The following is a 17649-nucleotide window of genomic DNA, read 5'->3' on the forward strand; positions in this document are numbered from 1 at the left end:
GCACGCCCGCCTGCCGCCAGCTGGGGAAGGAAGCAGCCAATGGACGTCTCGGAGAAGCTGCTCCGGTCGTACGCGACGATCGACACCGACGACGACGGCCGGATCTGGTCCTGGGAGTTGCTCAACACCCTCGGCCGGGCCGGCATCATGCCGGACGATCCGCGGGTCCGTGCGGCGCTGGACGGTGTCCGTGACGCCGCCGGCCGGCCCGCGATCACGCCGTACGCCCAGCCTGTGCAGCTCGATTTCGACACGTTCGCCGAGGTCGCGCGGCACGAGGTGATCCAGCGAGCGCTGACCGGTGATCTCGCCGTTCCCGCGGACGAGTTCGCGGCGTTCGCGCAGGCGGTGGAGCGGATCCACACCGACCTGCTGGACGAACGGTCCGGTGAGACCGCGGACTACATCCCGACTTTGCGGGACGCCGATCCGGAGAAGTTCGGGATCGCGATCTGCACCGCCGACGGCCAGGTGTTCTCGATCGGCGACACGGCGGCGGAATTCAGCGTCCAGTCGACGTCGAAACCGTTCAACTACGCGATCGCGCTGGAGCAGCTCGGCCCGGAAGAGGTGCACCGCTGGGTCGGTCAGGAACAGAGCGGCGGTCCGTTCAACGATCCGCTGCTGTCGCTGGGTGCGGACGGCCGGCCGCACAACCCGATGATCAACGCCGGAGCGATCGGGACGCTCGCACTGGTCGACGCCGGCAAGGACCTGTCCGCCAGGTTCACCACCGTCCGGGACACGTGGGCCGCGATGACCGGCGAGCGTCCGCAGCTGCACGGTGCGACGTTCCTGGCCGAGCGGGAAACCGGGTTCGGGAACGTCATGTTCGCCAACGCGCTGGCGCGGAACGGGAAGCTGTACGGCGCGAGCCCAACTGACCGGCGCGCCCCCGAGGACGCCACCGAGCTCTACACCATGGGCTGCTCACTCACCATGACCGCCGACAGCCTGGTGAAGGCCGGTGCCACGCTCGCGAACGGTGGAGTCGCACCCTTGAGCGGCCGGCAGGTGTTCTCCGAGGACACCGCTGCGCGTGTGCTGTCCATGATGGGCCACAGCGGGATGTACAACGACTCCGGACAGTTCTCGAACGAGGTAGGGCTGCCGGCCAAGAGCGGGGTGTCCGGCAACGTCATGATGGTGGTGCCGTCGAAGCGGATGGCCGTCGTGGTGTTCTCACCGCGCCTGGACGCGGTCGGCAACTCGGTGCGCGGGGTCGAGGTGTGCAAGCGGCTCGTCAACGAGTTCGGCCTGCACCCGTACCGGAGCATGGGCGCCGAGCGCGGCCGCGCCGCGGGGCAGCTGACCGGCGCGCTCAACGGGGCCGACCGGCGCGCCGAGGCGGCGAGCGCCGCCGACCGCGCCCTCGGCGGACTGGCCCGGCCGGGCAGTGGTGGTGTGGGCGTCGCGCAGACCACCGAGACCGAGCGAGCCGGTACAGCGACGCTTCGACGTCCGTCGCAGCCCGGCCAGCAGCTCTGATCTCGCACGAACAACGGCCGCCGACCACCCTGAGGGTGATCGGCGGCCGTGGTCGTTCGGGCTGCTACTCGACGGTGACCGACTTCGCCAGGTTGCGCGGCTTGTCGACGTCGTGGCCCAGGGCGACCGCGGCGTAGTACGCGATGATCTGCAGCGGAATCGTCAGCAGGATCGGGTCCAGCTCGGCCTCGTTCTTCGGGACCACGATCTTCGCCGCGACCCCGTCCGGCACGTCGACGCCCGGGTGCGTGACGACGTACAGCGGGCCGGAGCGGGCGCCGATCTCGTGCAGCGCGCCGATGTTGCGGTCGAGCAGCTCGTCGTCGGGGACGATCGCGACGCTCGGCACGTCCGGCGAGATCAGCGCGAGCGGGCCGTGCTTCAGCTCGGAGGTCTGGTACGCCTCGGCGTGCCGGTACGAGATCTCCTTCAGCTTCTGCGCACCCTCGCGCGCGACCGGGTACCCGCGGGTCCGGCCGACGAAGAACAGGCTCTCGTGCTGCGCGAGCCGGCCGGCGATCTTGGCCAGCTCCTCCTCCTGCGCGACGATCGCGGCAATGTGCTCCGGCAGCTTCTTCAGGCCGTCGATCAGCCGGCGGCCGTCGGCGGGGGAGACGTCCCGGATCCGGCCGAGGTGGATGCCGAGCATCGCGAACCCGACCGCCATGTTGGTGAGCGCCTTCGTCGAGGCCACCGAGACCTCCGGGCCGGCGTGCAGGTAGACACCGCCGTCGACCTCGCGGGCGATGCTCGACCCGACCGCGTTCACCAGGCCGATCACGCGGCCGCCCTTGCGCTTCAGCTCCTGGACGGCGACGAGCGTGTCGAGGGTTTCACCGGACTGCGAGACCGCGACGTACAGCGTGTCCCGCTCGACGACCGGGTTGCGGTACCGGAACTCCGACGCGGGCTCGGCGTCGGCGGGGATCCGGGCGACCTCCTCGATGAACTGCGCGCCCATCTGGCCGGCGTAGTACGCCGAACCGCAGCCGAGGATCTTGACCCGCTTGATCTCCCGCGCCTCGCGGGCGTCCATGTTCAGGCCGCCGAGGTGCACGGTGTGGAAACGCTCGTCCAGCCGGCCGCGGATGACCCGGCCGACCGCGTCCGGCTGCTCGTGGATCTCCTTCATCATGAAGTGCTCGTGCAGGCCGCGCTCGAACTCCTCGGCCTCCCACTCGACCGTCTTCGCGGTCTTGGTGGTCGGGGACGCGTCCTGGGTGAAGGTGCGGTAGCCGTCGGCGCGGACGGTCGCGAGCTCGCCGTCGTCCAAGTACACGACCTGGCGGGTGTAGCGGATCAGGGCGGCGGCGTCGGAGGCGATGTGCATCTCGCCGTCGCCGATGCCGAGGATCAGCGGGCTGCCGTTGCGGGCGACCACGATCCGGTCCGGGAAGTCGAGGTCGACGACCGCGATGCCGTAGGTGCCCTCGATCCGGCGCAGGCTGGCCAGCACCTTCTCCTCGAGGGTGTCGCCGTCGGCCTGCTCGATCAGGTGCGCGAGCACCTCGGTGTCGGTCTCGGAGCGCAGCTTGACGCCGGCGTCCTCCAGTTGCGCGCGGATCGCGGCGGCGTTGTCGAAGATGCCGTTGTGCACGACCGCGATCCGCTCGTTGCCGCTGGCGTGCGGGTGTGCGTTGTCCTTGCTCGGACCGCCGTGGGTGGCCCACCGGGTGTGGCCGATGCCGAGTTTGCCGCCGAACCGCTTCGGCAGCGACGCCTCCAGCTCACGGACCCGTCCGGCGTCCTTGTGCACCTTCAGCTCGCTCGACCCGAGAACGGCGACGCCCGCCGAGTCGTAGCCGCGATACTCCAAGCGGGCCAGTCCGTCCACCAGGATGGGCGCGGCCGGCTTGGTGCCGACGTACCCGACGATTCCGCACATGTGATGGTGCCCCTTCGTAGGTTCGGTTGAGCGGCCCGGTCAGCCGTAGACGATCCGTCGCAGCTGCCGGGCGGAGAGTTCGGGCGAGCGGACCGGCCAGTGCCGGAGCTCGGCGCCGAGGCGCGCGAAGATCTCGTCGTTGCGGGCGCCGTAGGTCTGCAGCTCACGGTGCCGGCGCCGGACGTACTCCTCGGTCGTCTCGGTGAAATAGGCCAGTACGTCGGCGACCACCCGCCGCGCGACATCCGCCGACAGTCCCGTCGTCCGGCTGACCTGCTCGGCCAGCTCGTCGACCGGCTCCACGGCCGCCTCACTGATCACCCGTCAACCATGCAGTCTTTCCGGGGTCAACGCAAAGCATCTGCCCGAAATCGGGCAAATTCCCTGCTTTGTCAGGAGCTAGAAGAGACGGAGTACGTCGGACTCCATGCCGCGCAGGGCGTCGTAGTCGACGGTCAGGCACTCCAGGCCGCGGTCGGTGGCCAGGAACTGGGCCTGCGGCTTGATCAGCTGGGCGGCGAAGATGCCGCGGACCGGCGCGAGCAGCGGGTCGCGGTTCAGGAGTTCGATGTACCGGGTGAGCTGCTCGACGCCGTCGATCTCGCCGCGGCGCTTGATCTCGACCGCGACGTGCTTGCCGTCGGCGTCGCGGAGCAGCAGGTCGACCGGGCCGATCGCGGTCGGGTATTCCCGGCGGACCAGCGTCCAGCCCTCGCCGAAGGTGTGCACGTGCTCGGCGAGCAGTTCCTGCAGGTGCGCCTCGACGCCGTCCTTGATCAGGCCGGGGTCGGTCCCGAGCTCGTACGCCGTGTCGCTGTGCACCTCCTGGAGAGTGATCCGGAGCTCCTCACCGGCCTTGTTGGTGACGCTCCAGACGCCGTCCTCCTCCGTCAGCTTGCACGGTGGCGACATCCAGTTCAGCGGCTTGTACGACCCGCCGTCGGCGTGGATCAGCACGGACCCGTCCGCCTTCACCATCAGCAACCGGGGCGCCATCGGCAGATGAGCCGTCAGCCGCCCCGAGTAGTCAACAGAACACGTAGCAATCACCAAGCGCACGACAAAGCACCGTAGTGCACCGGGTGCGCGGAGTGGGAAGGTGGTGACCATGATGCCGAAAGTGAGTGACGCGGCGGTCGCGGCGTACGAGGATGTCGCGGCCGGGCTGGAGGCAGCCGGCGTGGTCCGGGGCAGCATGTTCGGTATGCCGTGCCTGAAGATCGGCAAGAAGGTGCTCGCCGGGATGTACGGCGACGGGATGACCTTCAAGCTCCCGCCGGAGCCGCGCGCGAAGGCACTCACGCTGTCCGGTGTGGAGCAGTTCGACCCGGGGATGGGTCGACCGATGAAGGAATGGGTAAGGATCCCTTTGGATCAGTCGGCCGTCTGGCCGGAGTACGCCGCCGAGGCCTTGGAGTACGTCGGTAGATGAACCTGATGTGTCCCGCCCGGATCCTGCTGCTGCCCGGTGACGTCCAGGACGCGGCGGTCGGCGAGCGGGTCGCCCTGGTGTACGCCGGCCCGTTCGAGGCGGCTGCCGGCGCCCGGCTGGCCGATCGCCTCGGCGTCAGGCTGACCGTCGTCCCCGAGCTGACCCAGCGCCCGGATGCCGAGCTGCAGTCGATCGCCGATCTGCACCGCGGCGAGACCGTGGTCGTCCTCGGCCTGGACCTCGGCCTCCGGCTGCCCGCGATCGTCGAGCACACCGGCGACGGCTGGACGCGGATCGCCTCCGACAACGAGGTGACGCTGGCGTCGTACGAGCAGGCCGCCGGCAAGTTCCGCGACTCGATCCCGACCGACGCCAACAACCTCCTGATCGACCTGCTCGCCGACTGCGTGGCTCCGGGCGGACGTCTGCTCGAGCTCGGCAGCGGCACCGGCAAGGACGCGATCGAGCTGGAGAGCCGCGGGTACGTCGTACGGCGCACCGACGCGACCCAGGCGTTCGTCGAGATGATGCGGTCCGACGGATACGCCGCCGACCGGCTGAACGCGATCACCGACGACTACGGCGGCCCGTACGACGCGGTGTACGCGAGCGCGGTGTTCCTGCACTTCGACCGCGCCCAGCTGGACGGCGTACTGCGGAAGGCGGCCCGCGCCGCGCCGGTGCTCGCCTTCGCCACCCGGGAGGGCAAGGGGGAGGAGTGGTCGAACCGGCACCTCGACCTGCCGCGCCACTTCGTCCTCTGGCAGGAAGCTCCGCTGCGCGATCTGCTGGCCGCGACCGGTTGGTCCGTCCGGCGACTGGAGCGCGGCGACTCCCGCATCGGAACATGGCTGCAGATCCTGGCGGTGCGGGCGTGATCCGCGCCGGCGTCGTGCTGCTGAGCGAGCACGGGATCGCGGCGATCGAGCGGGTCCGCGGCGGGCGGACGTACCACGTGCTGCCCGGCGGTCAGGTGGAGGACGGGGAGAGTCCCGCGGAGGCCGCGCGCCGGGAGGTGCAGGAGGAGCTCGGCCTGCTGGTGAAGATCCGGGCGGCGGTCGCGGTCGTGCACTTCGGCGACAGCACGCAGCACTACTTCGTCGCCGACGTGATCGGCGGCGAGTTCGGGACCGGCGACGGTCCGGAGATGGCAAGCTCGGCCGACTCGGAGCGGGGGAGTTACCGCGCCGTGTGGATGCCGGTGACCGACCTCGTCGCGCGGGACCTCCGGCCACGACCCGTTGCGGCCGCACTGGAGGGCGCGCCCGACCCGTGGTGGCTGCTCGAAGGCTGGATGGAGACCCCGGTCGTCATCGACGAGGGTGTGTGAGGTTGACCTCGCCGGTGACGCAACTCATGGGCGGACCAGTACCTGGACTGGCATAGTGCAGAGCATGGCTCGGGAATTGACGACGGTTGGTGTGGTGGGTCTCGGCACGATGGGCGCCGGGATCGCCGAGGTGTTCGCGCGCAACGGCCTGACGGTGGTCGGTGTCGAGCGCGACGAGGAGGCCGTCGAGCGCGGCCGTGGGCACATCCAGCACTCGACCGACCGGGCCGTGAAGCGCGGCAAGCTGTCGGTCGAGGACCAGCAGGCGCTGTTCGACCGGGTCACGTTCGCCACCTCGCTGGAGGCGCTGGCCGGCTGCGACCTGGTGATCGAGGCCGTCGTCGAGCGGCTCGAGCTGAAGCGCGAGATCTTCGCCGCGCTGGACAAGATCGTCGGCGAGGACGCGATCCTGGCGACCAACACCTCGTCGTTGTCGGTCACCGAGATCTCCGTCGCCACCCAGCGCCCGCGGCGCGTCGTCGGCATGCACTTCTTCAACCCGGCGCCGGTGCAGGAGTTCGTCGAGGTGATCAAGACCGTGGTCACCGAGCCGGACGTGGTCGAGGACGTGCAGGCGCTGGCCCGCCGGCTCGACAAGGTGCCGGTGGTCGCCGCCGACCGGGCCGGGTTCATCGCGAACGCGCTGCTGTTCGGGTACCTGAACCACGCGGTGTCGATGGTCGAGTCCCGCTACGCCACCCGCGAGGACGTCGACGCGGCGATGCGGCTCGGCTGCGGGTACCCGATGGGCCCGCTGGCGCTGCTCGACCTGATCGGCCTCGACACGGCGTACGAGATTCTCGACACGATGTACAAGCAGGGCCGCAACCGGCTGCACGCGCCGGCGCCGATCCTCAAGCAGATGGTCACCGCCGGGCTGCTCGGCCGGAAGACCGGGCGCGGCTTCTACACCTACGAGGCGCCGGACTCGCCGGTCGTGGTGGACGACGAGCACACCCCGCACCGCAACGGTGACGAGATCGCCGTCCGGCCGGTCAAGCAGGTCGGCGTGGTCGGCTCCGGCACGATGGCGGTCGGCATCGTCGAGGTCCTGGCCAAGGCCGGGTACGACGTCCTGTACGTCGCCCGCGGCACCGAGAAGGTCGACCGCGTCCGCGGTGTGCTGGAGCGCTCGCTGGAGAAGGGCGTGCAGCGCGGCAAGCTGTCCGCCGAGGAGCGGGACGCGGCGCTGCGCCGGGTGACCGGTACGGCGAAGCTCGACGACCTCGCGGGCGCCGACCTGGTGATCGAGGCCGTCGTCGAGGAGCTCAGCGTCAAGCAGGCGCTGTTCGAGACGTTCGACGAGATCTGCAAGCCGGGCGCGATCCTGGCCACCACGACCTCGTCGCTGCCGGTGATCGACCTGGCGATGGCGACCAAGCGGCCGGGTGACGTGGTCGGGCTGCACTTCTTCAACCCGGCGCCGGTGATGCAACTGGTCGAGGTCGTCAGCACGGTGAGTACGTCCGCCGACGTCGCCGACACCGTGGCCGCCGTAGCCGTTGCTGCCGGCAAGCATCCCGTGCGGTGCGGCGACCGGGCCGGGTTCATCGTGAACGCGCTGCTGTTCCCGTACCTGAACGACGCGGTCCGGATGCTCGAGGCGCACTATGCCGGCGTCGACGACATCGACGCGGCGATGAAGCTCGGCTGCCGCCTCCCGATGGGTCCGTTCGCCCTGCTCGACGTGGTCGGCCTGGACGTCTCGCTGGCCATCCAGCGGACGCTCTACCTGGAGTTCCGCGAGCCCGGCTTCGCCCCGGCGCCGCTGCTCGAACACCTGGTCACCGCCGGCTACCTCGGCCGCAAAACCGGCCGCGGCTTCCGCGACTACTCCTGAACCCGGGGTAGCATCGCCCCTCACCTGACCGCGGGAGGGAGCCGAAGATGCCGGATGGTGAGGCGGGGCGCAAGCACATCACGGAAGCGCTCGGCGGCCGCGCGGTCGCGCCGCTGAGCGACGACGACCGGGTCGATCGGGAGCGTGTCCGCGACCTGGTCCAGGCCGTGGCGAGCTGCTGCAACACCCTCGTCGCCCGGCAGGCCGCACCGAGCGCCGAACTGATGGCCAGGCTCGACTTCCACGATGCCGAGTACCGCCGCCGGGACACCATGACGGCGGCCGAGCGTGCCGAGGTGATCCGCAGCTACCCGGCCCTGCTGGCAGAACTCCGCGCCGAGATCGACGGATGACCGCCGACCCCACTCTGAGCCCGGCCGAGGCGAGCGCGGTCACCGCCCGTCGGATAGCTCAGATCACACCGCTGTGGCTGCCCGAGCGAGCCGCCGCGCACCGTCCGTTCCTGGTGGTCATCGGCGGCCAGCCGGCGGCCGGCAAATCGACCGCCCAGGAACTCATCCGGGCAGCCCTCGACGCCCGGCGGGTCGCGGTGTACGACCGGGACGACGATCCGCCCGCGCACCCGCGGTTCGACGCGATCATGCGCGCGAACGGTGTCGACGGCAACCTTCTCGTCGCCTCGGGCCTCCCGCCGAACCTGCGCGACGACTGCCTCGACCACCTGCGGTCGCAGCAGTACGACGTGATCGCCAGCAGCCCGCTGCAGTCGGAGGCGGCGACCCGGTTCTGGGTGGACGGATTCCGTCCCGAGAACTACCGGATCGCAGTCGTCTACATCGCCACCAACGAGGCCAACAGCCTGCTCGGTATCGCGAACCGGTACCAGCAGGCGAAGGACACCGTCGGCTACGGCCGCTGGCTGGAGAAGGAACTCCACGACCGGGCCGCTGCCGGAATGCCCGACGCGGCGCATGCGGCGGAGCTGCAGGGTCTCGTCGACGACATCTACGTCGTCGACCGGGACGGCAACGTGCTGTACGAGAACCACCGTGGGGACGACGGCGTGATGCCGCCGCCGCATCGCGGCCGGGAGACGATCCTCGACGAGCGCAATCGTCCGCCGACACCTGCCGAGCACGAGTGGTTCCTCGGTACCGCCGTACCGCTGCTCGACCGGGCCGCCGAACTGGAACCTCCGGTCCTGGAGCTGGTGCGGACCGCGATGCGGCTGCACAACGAGCGGCCTGCTCCCGAGCCCCTCGTCCGCGGGTCCGAACTCCGCCTCGACCAGCGGCTCGCCGATCTTCGGCGGATCGCAGGTTCCGGTGTTGCGCCGCCGCGGGTGAGTGCCGCGGACACGGCGGGCGCTCGGCCGGTCAGCGGACGGGTTTCGGAGCGGCGGTCGCTCGATCGCTGAGTAGGCTGGATTCATGGTGGACGAGCCGGCGAAGCACATCACGGAGGCGCTGAGCGGGCAGTTCGTCGCGCCGTTGCCGGATGCGGAACGAGTGGAGCACGAGCGGGCGCGTGTCCTGGTCCGGGCGGTGCTGTCGGCGTACAACGGCCTGATCGCCGCCGAGGCCGACGAAGCCCGTCGACGTGAGCTCGAGACCGAGCGCGCGGTGCACACCGAGCGGTTCCGGCGGTTCGCGGCGCTGTCGGCCGAGGAGCGGTCCGAGATACTGCGTAGCTATCCCGGGCTGCTGAGCCGGCTACGCGCCGGATGATCGACCTCACGCTCACACCAGCCGAGTCCGCGCAGTTGATCGCCCGTCGGATCGAGGAGATCGTGCCGCCCCGGCGGCCCGTCCGCGGTCTCGGCATCCAGCCGCTGGCGGTGGTGATCGGTGGGCAGCCCGGTGCGGCGAAGTCGACGATCCAGGATCGGGTGCACGCAGCGCTCGGGGTGGACACGGCGGCGACGTACGAGGCCGATGACGACGCTCAAGCCCATCCGCGGTTCGAGGAGGCGACCCGCGACCGTGGGAGGGACGCGCACGGCGACGTGGTCCGGAGCCTTCCTGAGGACCTGAGCCGGCGGTGCCTGGACAGTCTGCTGGCCGCGGACCCGCCGTACGACGTCGTGACGAGCGCGTGGCTGGAGACTCCGGAGCGGGCGCAGCAGACTCTGGAGCCGTTCCGGAACGCCGGGCATCGCGTGGTGGCCGTCTATGTCGCCACGAACGAGGCCGACAGCCTGCTGGCGATCGCGGACCGGTACCAGCAGGCGAAAGACGCCGCCGGGAACGGGCGCTGGGCTGATCCGCGCATGCACAACGCTGTCTATCAGCGAGTGCCTGACGCGGCGCACGCGGTGGAGACCATGGGGTATGCCGACGACATCTACGTCGTGGACCGGGCCGGGAACGTGCTCTACGAGAACCACCGCCGCCCGGACGGCTCGCTGGAACGCGAGCCCGGGGCACGCGAGGCGATCGTTGCCGAGCGCAACCGCCCGCCGACGCCGGTGGAGCAGCAGCGGTTCGTGACGACGGCGCGGGCGTTGCGGCAGCGTGGTGACGAGCTGGAGCCCGCGGTCGACGACCTGGTCCGAGAGGCGATGCGCAAACAGGTCGAGCGCCCGGCACCCCTGCCCTCGCCGGCCGTCCCGGATCCGGCCCCGCAGCTGGACGGACGACTGGCGGAGCTGCACCGCTTGACGGCCGCGGGCATCGCCCCGGCGAGCGGCATCCGGACGCCCGACGGACCACCCGGTGGCCCCCAGCCCGCCGACGGAAGCCGACCTCCGGGCCTGGGGAGCGGACCACGACAACCGGACGGCGGACAACGGTCGCCGGGCCTATCAGCGGATCGCTGACCCGCGAAGTGCGGGAGGCTACTGGCAGAACCGAAGACTGATCGCTGAGTACCCTGGCGACATGCCGGACGAGCTGACGAAGCACATCACCGAGGCGCTGGGTGGACGGCGGGTCGAGCCGCTGGGCCACGAGGAGCGGGTGGAGCGGGAGCGGGTCCGGACTCTCGTGCAGAGCGTGGCCTCGATCTACAACTCGCTGGTCGCGCAGGCGACCGACCCCGACCGCCGGGCCGAGCTCGTCGAGCGGCTCGCTTACCACGACGGCGAGCTGCGCCGGCTCGACGCGATGCCGGCCGCGGAACGTCGTACCGTCATCGGCACCTACCCGGAGCTGCTGGCGCGGTTGCGCGCCGAGCTCGACGGATGATCGCGAGCGCGCGCCTCGACCTGACGTTGGGCGAGGCGCAGGCGGTGCTCGCCCGTCGGCTCGCGCAGATCACTCCGGACGAGCCGCCGGTGCGGGCCCCAGGTCAGCGTCCGCTGGTGGTGCTGATCGGCGGGCCGCCGGGGTCGGGCAAGTCGACCACGCAGTGGCTGCTGCAGACGTCGCTCGGCGCGCGGTCCGTCGCGGTGTACGACTTCGACGACGACATCACCGCGCACCCCCGGTACGACGCGATCATGCGGTCCCGGGGGATGGGCGGCGCCGACGAGATCGCCCGCAACCTCCCGCGCGGCATGATGGTGCGCTGCCTCGAACATCTCCGCCGCGGCGAGCCGCAGTACGACGTGATCGCCAGCGCCCCGCTGCACCGGGTGCCGCTGACCACGAACTGGGTGGACGGTTTCCGTGCCGTCGACTACCGCGTCGCGCTTGTCTACGTCACGACGCACGAAGCCAACTGCCGGCTCGGTCGCGTGAGCCGATTCCAGCAGGCGCTCGACGACACCGGAATCGGCCGGTGGGTGCGGCCAGAGCTCGGGGACCTGGCCTACCGGCTGGTGCCGGACACCGCTCAGGAGCTGGAGTCCCTGGCGTACGTCGATGACCTGTACGTCGTCGACCGCGACGGGTTCGTCTGCTACGAGACTCACCGCGGCGAGGACGGGCGGATGCCGGAGCCGTGGCTGGTCAAGCAGGAGATCCTTGCTGAGCGCAACCGTCCGCCGACGTCGGCCGAGCACGAGCAGTTCCTCGCGTCCGCGGTGCCGTTGCTCGACCGCGGCGATGCCCTGGCCGCGCTCGTCATCGCCGAGGTCCGGGCCGCGATGACACAACACGAGGCCCGCGGCGCCCCACAGCCCCGCCCGCTGATCCTGCCGAACCGCCTGGACCACCAAGTAGGCGACCTCCGCCGCTTCACCACCACCGGCCTAGCCGCCCCGACCACCATTTCCACCACTGCCGCACCGAGCCCGACCAACGGCTCTCGCAGCCCACGTCCGTCCCGACCAGCCCCCACCCACACCCGCGACCACTGAGCACACTGACCCGGGGGCGGCTGGCAGACTCGGGTGGGTGCGGAGGAGATCGGTCGGGCGGGATCTGGTGCCGGTTGCCGGGGTGCTGGTCGTCGTCGCGACGGGGCTCGGGCTGGTCATGATGCCGGGGGTTGTGGGCGCGGACTGGCCGGGCTGGACGTCGCTCATGGTGCTGGTCGCGGTGCTGGTGATTCCCGTGGCCTGGGTGCTGATCGGATCTCCGCGGGATCGGCGACCGTGGCCCGATGGATCGCGGTGCTCGGGGTCGATGCGGTGCTGATCCGCATCGCCTGGACGACGTACGCCGCCGGCCCTCCCACAGCACGAGTACGACAACTGGGGGGCAGCGCGCCCCGGAACCCGGCCGCGGACTGCGGTTCCTGGGGCGCCGCTTCGACCCGTCACCCGGCGCGGCACTGCTCCGGATGACCACACTCGCGACCGGGATCCTCGGCCTGACGCTGCTCACCTGCCTGGCTGCCGCGGCCACCGAGACCGGTTTCGATCCGCCGCACTCCGTCGGGCGGCTACTGATCGGCAGCGCGGTGCTGCTCGCGATCGCAACAGCCTGTGCGCTGGGCCGGCGGGTTTACGGCTCGGCCTGGGCGTAGTCGCCGCAAGGGCCGCCGCCGATGGCTTCGGGGAGGACGGTCTCGCGGCGGTCGGGGCGGACCAGCGGGTTGTAGAAGGCGGCGATCTCGACGCTGTCCTCGGGGATGTAGTGGAAGATCAGCGAGCGGCGGAAGCGGTCCGCGGTGGAGTTCGGGCGGGAGCCGTGGACGACGCTGCCGTGGAAGAACAGGACGTCGCCGGCTTGCATCCGGGTCTGCACTCTGCTGAGGCCGTCGGGGATCGGCACCTCGACGCTGGTGAACGACTCGGTCAGGTCGGCCGGCTCCGGGCAGACCAGCTCGGTCTTGTGCGAGCCGGGCACGACCGCGAGCCCGCCGTTGTCCGCGTCTACGTCGTCGATCGCGATCCAGGCCGCGAGGCACGTCTCCGGATCCGCGCGCAGGAACGTGTTGTCCTGGTGCAGCGCCTGTCCGCGGGCGCCCGGCGGCTTGAAGTAGAACATCGACTGGGCGCCGAGCGCGGGGCCGATCAGGGCCTGCACGACATCGAGGATCCGGCTGTCGAGCATCAGCTCCATCGACATCCGCCCGGCCTCGGTGTCAGCCGCCCGGTGCGGGTGCACGAACCGCGGGAACTTCGCGAGCGGGTCGTCGTCCGGGACGCCGTCGTCGATCGCGAGCGAGTGGTCCACCGCGACCTGTTCCATGAAGACCGACTTGATCCGCTCGACCTCGGCGGGTTCGAGCAACTGGGGGACCTGGACGATGCCGTCCCGCCGGTAGATGTCCACGACTGTCTGGGTCATGTTGTCCAGGATGCGGCGGGCGGGTCGCGGTCAGCGATAGCCTATCGAGCTGTGAACCTTCGACATCCTGCTGAGTCGCCGCATCCGGTGGTGCGCCGGCTGGTGACCGGTGAGTTCGACGAAGGCCCTGAGTACGCGACCTATCGGCGGCGCGGGACGACCGACTGGCTGCTGGTCCAGACCCTCCACGGCCAGGGACGATTCGGTCAGGTCGCGGCCGCTCCGGGCAGCGTGACGCTGGTTCGCCCCGGCACCCTGCACGACTACGCCACGGTCGGCGACCGGTGGCATTTCCTGTATGCGCACATGCACCCGAAGCCCGACTGGCTGCCGCTGCTCGACTGGCTGGAGGTTGCCCCGGGCACCGTTCAGCTGCACCCGGCCGGTCCGGCGTTCGAGCGCGTCGCCGACCACCTGCGCGACGCCGTTCGGCATCAGCGCAGCGTGCTGCCGCAGGCCGAGCAACTGAGCGCCAATGCGCTGGAAGCGGCCCTGCTGTGGTGCGACACCCAGAACCCGAAGGCCGTCCAGATCGACGACCGGCTGCTGCGTGCCATCGAGCTGATCGACCAGGACCTGACCGCGAGCCTCGACGTACCGCGGCTCGCGAGGGCGGTGAACCTGTCGGTCTCGCGGTTCGCGCACCTGTTCCGCGAGCAGCTCGGCGTCGCCCCGCAGCAGTTCGTCGAACGCCGCCGCCTCGACGCGGCCGCCCGCCTCCTCGAACTCACCAGCCGCCCCGTCGCCTCGGTCGCCGCCCAGGTCGGTTACCCGGACCCGCTGTACTTCTCCACCCGGTTCCGCCGCCACACCGGCGTCAGCCCCACGGCGTACCGGCTCAGCGGGACGAGAGGTAGGTGAGGACCGCCATCACGCGGCGGTTGTCGTCCTCGGACGGGGGCAGGTCGAGCTTGGCGAAGATGTTGTTGGTGTGCTTGCTGACGGCCTTCTCGGTGACGAACAGGGCGCCGGCGATGGCGGCGTTCGAGCGGCCTTCGGCCATCAGGCCGAGGACCTCGGACTCGCGCGGGGTGAGCCGGCTGATCGGCTCGTCGCGGGTGTTGCGGGCCAGCAGCTGACCGATCACGTCCGGGTCCATCGCGGTGCCGCCGCCCGCGACCCGCCGGACGGCGTCCAGGAACTCGGCGACGTTCGACACGCGGTCCTTCAGCAGGTACCCGACGCCGCCTCCGCCGCCGGTGAGCAGCTCCCGTGCGTACAGCTGCTCGACGTACTGCGAGAGCACCAGGATCGGCAGGCCGGGGACCTGCGTGCGGGCCTCGATGGCGGCCTTCAGGCCCTCGTCGGTGAACGTCGGCGGCAGCCGGACGTCCACGACCGCGACGTCCGGCCGGTGCTCCACGAGTGCGGGCACCAGCCGGGGTCCGTTGTCGACCGCCTCCACGACCTCGAAGTCGTGCGCCTCCAGCAGGCGGATCAGGCCGTCCCGGAGGAGGGCGTGGTCTTCAGCGATGAGGACTCGCAAGGCAGCTCCATGATCACGGTGGTCGGCCCGGCACTCGGGCTCACCACGGTCAACGTACCGTCGAAGGCGGCCAGCCGCCGCTCGATACCGTACAGACCGCCGCCGGGCTTGACCGCCGCGCCTCCCACGCCGTCGTCACCGACGATCATGTGCAGCTTCTCCTCCTCGTGGGTGATCTGCACCCACGCGTTCGTCGCGGCCGAGTACTTGACCGCGTTCGCCAGGCACTCGGCGACCGCGAAGTACGCCGCCGACTCGACCGGCGCGGGCGGCCGGCCGGGGACGTCGAAGGTCACGTCGACCTTGAACGGGCAGGTCAGCGCGAGCGCCTTGACCGCACCTTCCAGGCCGCGGTCGGCGAGCACCGGCGGGTGGATCCCGCGGACCAGGTCGCGCAGCTCGGACAGCGCCGTACTCGCGGACTCGCGGGCCTCGGTGAGCAGCGCCGCCGCCTGGGCCGGGTCCCGCGCCACCATCTCCTCGGCCATCCCGAGGTTCATGCTCAGCGCGGCGAGCCGGGCCTGGGCGCCGTCGTGCAGGTCGCGCTCGATCCGGCGCAGCTCGGCCGCCTGGGTGTCGACGGTCTCGGCCCGCGACTCGGCCAGCTCGCGGACCCGCATCGCCAGCTTGGCGCTCTCGGTCGGGCCGAGCAGCGAGCGGGCGACGTACGCGTTCGCCTTCAGCAGCCGCTCACCGGCGGCCTGCCAGATCAGGAACGCGAGCAGCGCCACCGGCATCACCAGGAAGCTGGTCCAGAAGTTGACCGTGACGAGCCCGCCGAACGGCTCGGTGAAGACGCCCTCGGGGGTGACGCCGACCAGCAGCGGGTAGACCAGGTAGAACAGCCCGGCCAGGAACAGGACGGCGCTGAGCAGGCACAGCGTGAACCCGATCACAGCGTTGACGAGCAGCCAGATGATGTCCCGCCAGGTCTGCGGGTCGGTCAGGATCGTCCGCAGCCGCATCAGCATGCCGGGCATCGGAGGCTTCTTGTACGGCCGGGGGATGCGCTCGCCGAGGAAGCCGGCCAGCATCGTGCGGTGACAGTTCGCGAACCAGCGCGCGGCCGGCACGACCACGAGCAGTAACGGGATCCCGACCCACACCGCGATCAGCGGCACGGACACCACACTGAGCACGAACAAGGCGATCCCGAGCTCGGCCAGGATCGCGAGGAACAGGGCGATCCACGGCTGGGCGAGCTTCGGGTAGCGCAGCGGCGGCGCTTCGGTGGTGGCGACGGTGGTGGTGCTCATGTCTCCATCATGACCGAGCGTGAGAGCCACGGCAGTGGAGTTATGCCCACTCTCCGCCGGGCGCTGTCACCCCCAGCGAATTGGGTAGTAACTCCCATGTTTTCGGGCGTTCGACCGACAACGCTTGATGCCGTACGCTGGCCGCGGCTGTTCGCCTAGGCCTTCCCCCGCTACCGAGACGAGGACCTGATGGCTCAGCCGATCGCGTCACCTGCTGCTACCCGCCGTTCCGACTTCTCCCCGCTGTTGCGGGAGGTCAAGGCCGCCGGCCTGCTGGAGCGCCGTACGGCGGCGTACGCGATGGCGATCGGGATCAACGTGGCGCTGATGGCGCTGACCTGGGCGGGGATCGCGGTGATCGGCGCCTCGTGGTGGGTGCTGCTGCTGGCGATCCCGCTGGGCATCCTGACCACCCGCGCGGCGTTCTTCGGGCACGACGCCGGGCACCAGCAGATCGCCGCCTCGCGCAAGCTGCACGACTGGATCGGCATGCTGCACGGCAATCTCCTGCTCGGCATGAGCTACGCCTGGTGGAACGACAAGCACAACCGGCACCACGCCAACCCGAACCACACCGGCAAGGATCCGGACGTCGGCGAGGGCGTGCTGGTCTGGACCCTCGAGCAGGCCGAGGGCCGCAAGGGGCTCGAGGGCTGGCTGACCCGCAACCAGGCCCGGATCTTCTTCCCGCTGCTGACGCTGGAGGGCTTCAACCTCAAGGTGTCGAGCATTCGCTTCCTGCTCGCCCGCCGGCGCACCGAGAAGGTCGAGCTCGGCCTGATGACGGCGCACCTGGTGCTGTACTTCGGCGCGCTGTTCCTGATCATGTCGCCCGGCCAGGCGGTGCTGTTCGCGCTGATCCACCACATGGTCTTCGGGCTGCACCTCGGCAGTGTGTTCGCGCCCAACCACAAGGGCATGGAGATGCCCGACGACGACAGCAACTGGGGCCACCTGGAGAAGCAGGTGCTGACGTCGCGCAACGTGAACGGCGGCCTGGTCACCGACTGGATGATGGGCGGGCTCAACTACCAGATCGAGCACCACCTCTTCCCGAGCATGCCGCGCGCCAACCTCCGCTTCGCCCAGCCGATCGTGCGCGCGTACTGCGAACGCATCGGCATGCCCTACGTCTCGACCGGCCTGATCGAGTCGTACCGCCTGGGGTTGCGCCACATGCACGAGGTCGGCGAGGAACTTCGAGGCGACCTCAAGGTGAGCTAGGCCACACGACTAGCCTGGAGGGGCTATGTCGCGCAGAAAGCCCTCCAAGTGGCAGCGGCCGGTCAGTGACCGGCCCCGGCCCGGTGGTTGCCCCGCCCGCGACGCCAAAGCCGACCGCGCGTGGTACTA

21 protein-coding genes are annotated in these 17649 nt (G+C 70.5%); 15 read left to right on the forward strand and 6 right to left on the reverse strand.

Going from position 1 to position 17649, the window contains the following annotated elements; genetic code table 11:
• The first annotated feature begins 39 nt into the window (after nucleotides 1-39).
• Entirely contained in the window at nucleotides 40-1488 is a 1449-nt protein-coding gene (glsA, locus tag ACWEOO_RS23385) for a glutaminase A (protein WP_452144797.1), read from the forward strand.
• Nucleotides 1489-1552: 64 nt separating this feature from the next.
• On the opposite strand, the gene glmS is transcribed toward glsA, so the two are convergent.
• The 3 genes from glmS to nucS form a co-directional block, all read right to left on the reverse strand.
• Complete coding sequence (gene glmS / locus ACWEOO_RS23390; RefSeq protein ID WP_355699981.1) at nucleotides 1553-3373, reverse strand: glutamine--fructose-6-phosphate transaminase (isomerizing); 1821 nt, start codon at nucleotides 3371-3373, stop codon at nucleotides 1553-1555.
• A gap of 39 nt (nucleotides 3374-3412) precedes the next feature.
• Nucleotides 3413-3694, reverse strand: a complete 282-nt coding sequence (locus tag ACWEOO_RS23395) for a hypothetical protein (RefSeq protein ID WP_452144798.1) — start codon at nucleotides 3692-3694, stop codon at nucleotides 3413-3415.
• A gap of 78 nt (nucleotides 3695-3772) precedes the next feature.
• Nucleotides 3773-4432 carry an endonuclease NucS gene (nucS, locus tag ACWEOO_RS23400; RefSeq protein ID WP_452144799.1) on the reverse strand — a complete coding sequence of 220 codons (660 nt, stop codon included), beginning with the start codon at nucleotides 4430-4432 and terminating at the stop codon, nucleotides 3773-3775.
• Nucleotides 4433-4481: 49 nt separating this feature from the next.
• On the opposite strand from nucS, the gene ACWEOO_RS23405 reads away from it, so the two are divergent.
• The 12 genes from ACWEOO_RS23405 to ACWEOO_RS23460 all read left to right on the forward strand — a co-directional run bounded on the left by ACWEOO_RS23405 (nucleotide 4482) and on the right by ACWEOO_RS23460 (nucleotide 12787).
• On the forward strand, nucleotides 4482-4805 hold the full coding sequence (locus tag ACWEOO_RS23405) for a hypothetical protein (RefSeq protein WP_452144800.1): 324 nt from the start codon (nucleotides 4482-4484) through the stop codon (nucleotides 4803-4805).
• A complete protein-coding gene (locus ACWEOO_RS23410) occupies nucleotides 4802-5683 on the forward strand; it encodes a class I SAM-dependent methyltransferase (RefSeq protein WP_359930173.1) in 882 nt (293 codons plus the stop codon). The genes ACWEOO_RS23405 and ACWEOO_RS23410 overlap by 4 nt, the downstream gene beginning before the upstream one ends.
• The gene (locus ACWEOO_RS23415) at nucleotides 5653-6135 is read left to right on the forward strand and encodes an NUDIX hydrolase (RefSeq protein WP_452144801.1); all 483 of its coding nucleotides are present in this window, start codon (nucleotides 5653-5655) and stop codon (nucleotides 6133-6135) included. Before ACWEOO_RS23410 ends, ACWEOO_RS23415 begins: the two co-directional genes overlap by 31 nt.
• A gap of 64 nt (nucleotides 6136-6199) precedes the next feature.
• On the forward strand, nucleotides 6200-7975 hold the full coding sequence (locus tag ACWEOO_RS23420) for a 3-hydroxyacyl-CoA dehydrogenase family protein (RefSeq protein WP_452144802.1): 1776 nt from the start codon (nucleotides 6200-6202) through the stop codon (nucleotides 7973-7975).
• A gap of 47 nt (nucleotides 7976-8022) precedes the next feature.
• Nucleotides 8023-8328 carry a hypothetical protein gene (locus ACWEOO_RS23425; RefSeq protein WP_452144803.1) on the forward strand — a complete coding sequence of 102 codons (306 nt, stop codon included), beginning with the start codon at nucleotides 8023-8025 and terminating at the stop codon, nucleotides 8326-8328.
• Entirely contained in the window at nucleotides 8325-9353 is a 1029-nt protein-coding gene (locus tag ACWEOO_RS23430) for a zeta toxin family protein (RefSeq protein ID WP_452144804.1), read from the forward strand. The genes ACWEOO_RS23425 and ACWEOO_RS23430 overlap by 4 nt, the downstream gene beginning before the upstream one ends.
• 13 nt (nucleotides 9354-9366) lie before the next feature.
• On the forward strand, nucleotides 9367-9663 hold the full coding sequence (locus ACWEOO_RS23435; protein WP_452144805.1) for a hypothetical protein: 297 nt from the start codon (nucleotides 9367-9369) through the stop codon (nucleotides 9661-9663).
• Entirely contained in the window at nucleotides 9660-10754 is a 1095-nt protein-coding gene (locus ACWEOO_RS23440) for a zeta toxin family protein (RefSeq protein WP_452144806.1), read from the forward strand. The genes ACWEOO_RS23435 and ACWEOO_RS23440 overlap by 4 nt, the downstream gene beginning before the upstream one ends.
• Before the next feature lie 61 nt (nucleotides 10755-10815).
• Nucleotides 10816-11121: a hypothetical protein gene (locus ACWEOO_RS23445; RefSeq protein ID WP_452144807.1), complete on the forward strand. Its 306-nt coding sequence runs from the start codon at nucleotides 10816-10818 to the stop codon at nucleotides 11119-11121.
• The gene (locus ACWEOO_RS23450) at nucleotides 11118-12176 is read left to right on the forward strand and encodes a zeta toxin family protein (protein WP_452144808.1); all 1059 of its coding nucleotides are present in this window, start codon (nucleotides 11118-11120) and stop codon (nucleotides 12174-12176) included. The genes ACWEOO_RS23445 and ACWEOO_RS23450 overlap by 4 nt, the downstream gene beginning before the upstream one ends.
• Nucleotides 12177-12213: 37 nt before the next feature.
• Nucleotides 12214-12456: a hypothetical protein gene (locus tag ACWEOO_RS23455; RefSeq protein ID WP_452144809.1), complete on the forward strand. Its 243-nt coding sequence runs from the start codon at nucleotides 12214-12216 to the stop codon at nucleotides 12454-12456.
• 145 nt (nucleotides 12457-12601) lie between these two features.
• Entirely contained in the window at nucleotides 12602-12787 is a 186-nt protein-coding gene (locus ACWEOO_RS23460) for a hypothetical protein (RefSeq protein WP_452144810.1), read from the forward strand.
• On the opposite strand, the gene ACWEOO_RS23465 is transcribed toward ACWEOO_RS23460, so the two are convergent.
• Nucleotides 12766-13554 carry a phytanoyl-CoA dioxygenase family protein gene (locus ACWEOO_RS23465; protein ID WP_452144811.1) on the reverse strand — a complete coding sequence of 263 codons (789 nt, stop codon included), beginning with the start codon at nucleotides 13552-13554 and terminating at the stop codon, nucleotides 12766-12768. The two genes, ACWEOO_RS23460 and ACWEOO_RS23465, sit on opposite strands and share 22 nt — an antisense overlap.
• A gap of 51 nt (nucleotides 13555-13605) precedes the next feature.
• Between ACWEOO_RS23465 and ACWEOO_RS23470 the strand changes: the two genes are divergently transcribed.
• Nucleotides 13606-14415, forward strand: a complete 810-nt coding sequence (locus ACWEOO_RS23470; RefSeq protein WP_452144812.1) for a helix-turn-helix domain-containing protein — start codon at nucleotides 13606-13608, stop codon at nucleotides 14413-14415.
• Here ACWEOO_RS23470 and ACWEOO_RS23475 read toward each other — a convergent pair.
• Nucleotides 14393-15040: a response regulator transcription factor gene (locus tag ACWEOO_RS23475; RefSeq protein ID WP_359930189.1), complete on the reverse strand. Its 648-nt coding sequence runs from the start codon at nucleotides 15038-15040 to the stop codon at nucleotides 14393-14395. The genes ACWEOO_RS23470 and ACWEOO_RS23475 overlap by 23 nt on opposite strands.
• Nucleotides 14992-16296, reverse strand: a complete 1305-nt coding sequence (locus ACWEOO_RS23480) for a sensor histidine kinase (RefSeq protein ID WP_452144813.1) — start codon at nucleotides 16294-16296, stop codon at nucleotides 14992-14994. The genes ACWEOO_RS23475 and ACWEOO_RS23480 overlap by 49 nt, the downstream gene beginning before the upstream one ends.
• Before the next feature lie 189 nt (nucleotides 16297-16485).
• On the opposite strand from ACWEOO_RS23480, the gene ACWEOO_RS23485 reads away from it, so the two are divergent.
• Nucleotides 16486-17520 carry a fatty acid desaturase family protein gene (locus ACWEOO_RS23485; protein WP_452144814.1) on the forward strand — a complete coding sequence of 345 codons (1035 nt, stop codon included), beginning with the start codon at nucleotides 16486-16488 and terminating at the stop codon, nucleotides 17518-17520.
• Nucleotides 17521-17649: the final 129 nt, after the last annotated feature.

Source organism: Kribbella sp. NPDC004138, assembly GCF_053603655.1.

What these genes read in the sequence shown, in the direction of transcription:
- glsA (WP_452144797.1), top strand. Translation starts at nt 40, where the DNA reads ATGGACGTCTCGGAGAAGCTGCTCCGGTCGTACGCGACGATCGACACC.
- glmS (WP_355699981.1), bottom strand. Translation starts at nt 3,373, where the DNA reads ATGTGCGGAATCGTCGGGTACGTCGGCACCAAGCCGGCCGCGCCCATC.
- ACWEOO_RS23405 (WP_452144800.1), top strand. Translation starts at nt 4,482, where the DNA reads ATGATGCCGAAAGTGAGTGACGCGGCGGTCGCGGCGTACGAGGATGTC.
- ACWEOO_RS23410 (WP_359930173.1), top strand. Translation starts at nt 4,802, where the DNA reads ATGAACCTGATGTGTCCCGCCCGGATCCTGCTGCTGCCCGGTGACGTC.
- ACWEOO_RS23415 (WP_452144801.1), top strand. Translation starts at nt 5,653, where the DNA reads ATGGCTGCAGATCCTGGCGGTGCGGGCGTGATCCGCGCCGGCGTCGTG.
- ACWEOO_RS23420 (WP_452144802.1), top strand. Translation starts at nt 6,200, where the DNA reads ATGGCTCGGGAATTGACGACGGTTGGTGTGGTGGGTCTCGGCACGATG.
- ACWEOO_RS23425 (WP_452144803.1), top strand. Translation starts at nt 8,023, where the DNA reads ATGCCGGATGGTGAGGCGGGGCGCAAGCACATCACGGAAGCGCTCGGC.
- ACWEOO_RS23430 (WP_452144804.1), top strand. Translation starts at nt 8,325, where the DNA reads ATGACCGCCGACCCCACTCTGAGCCCGGCCGAGGCGAGCGCGGTCACC.
- ACWEOO_RS23435 (WP_452144805.1), top strand. Translation starts at nt 9,367, where the DNA reads ATGGTGGACGAGCCGGCGAAGCACATCACGGAGGCGCTGAGCGGGCAG.
- ACWEOO_RS23440 (WP_452144806.1), top strand. Translation starts at nt 9,660, where the DNA reads ATGATCGACCTCACGCTCACACCAGCCGAGTCCGCGCAGTTGATCGCC.
- ACWEOO_RS23445 (WP_452144807.1), top strand. Translation starts at nt 10,816, where the DNA reads ATGCCGGACGAGCTGACGAAGCACATCACCGAGGCGCTGGGTGGACGG.
- ACWEOO_RS23450 (WP_452144808.1), top strand. Translation starts at nt 11,118, where the DNA reads ATGATCGCGAGCGCGCGCCTCGACCTGACGTTGGGCGAGGCGCAGGCG.
- ACWEOO_RS23460 (WP_452144810.1), top strand. Translation starts at nt 12,602, where the DNA reads ATGACCACACTCGCGACCGGGATCCTCGGCCTGACGCTGCTCACCTGC.
- ACWEOO_RS23465 (WP_452144811.1), bottom strand. Translation starts at nt 13,554, where the DNA reads ATGACCCAGACAGTCGTGGACATCTACCGGCGGGACGGCATCGTCCAG.
- ACWEOO_RS23480 (WP_452144813.1), bottom strand. Translation starts at nt 16,296, where the DNA reads ATGAGCACCACCACCGTCGCCACCACCGAAGCGCCGCCGCTGCGCTAC.
- ACWEOO_RS23485 (WP_452144814.1), top strand. Translation starts at nt 16,486, where the DNA reads ATGGCTCAGCCGATCGCGTCACCTGCTGCTACCCGCCGTTCCGACTTC.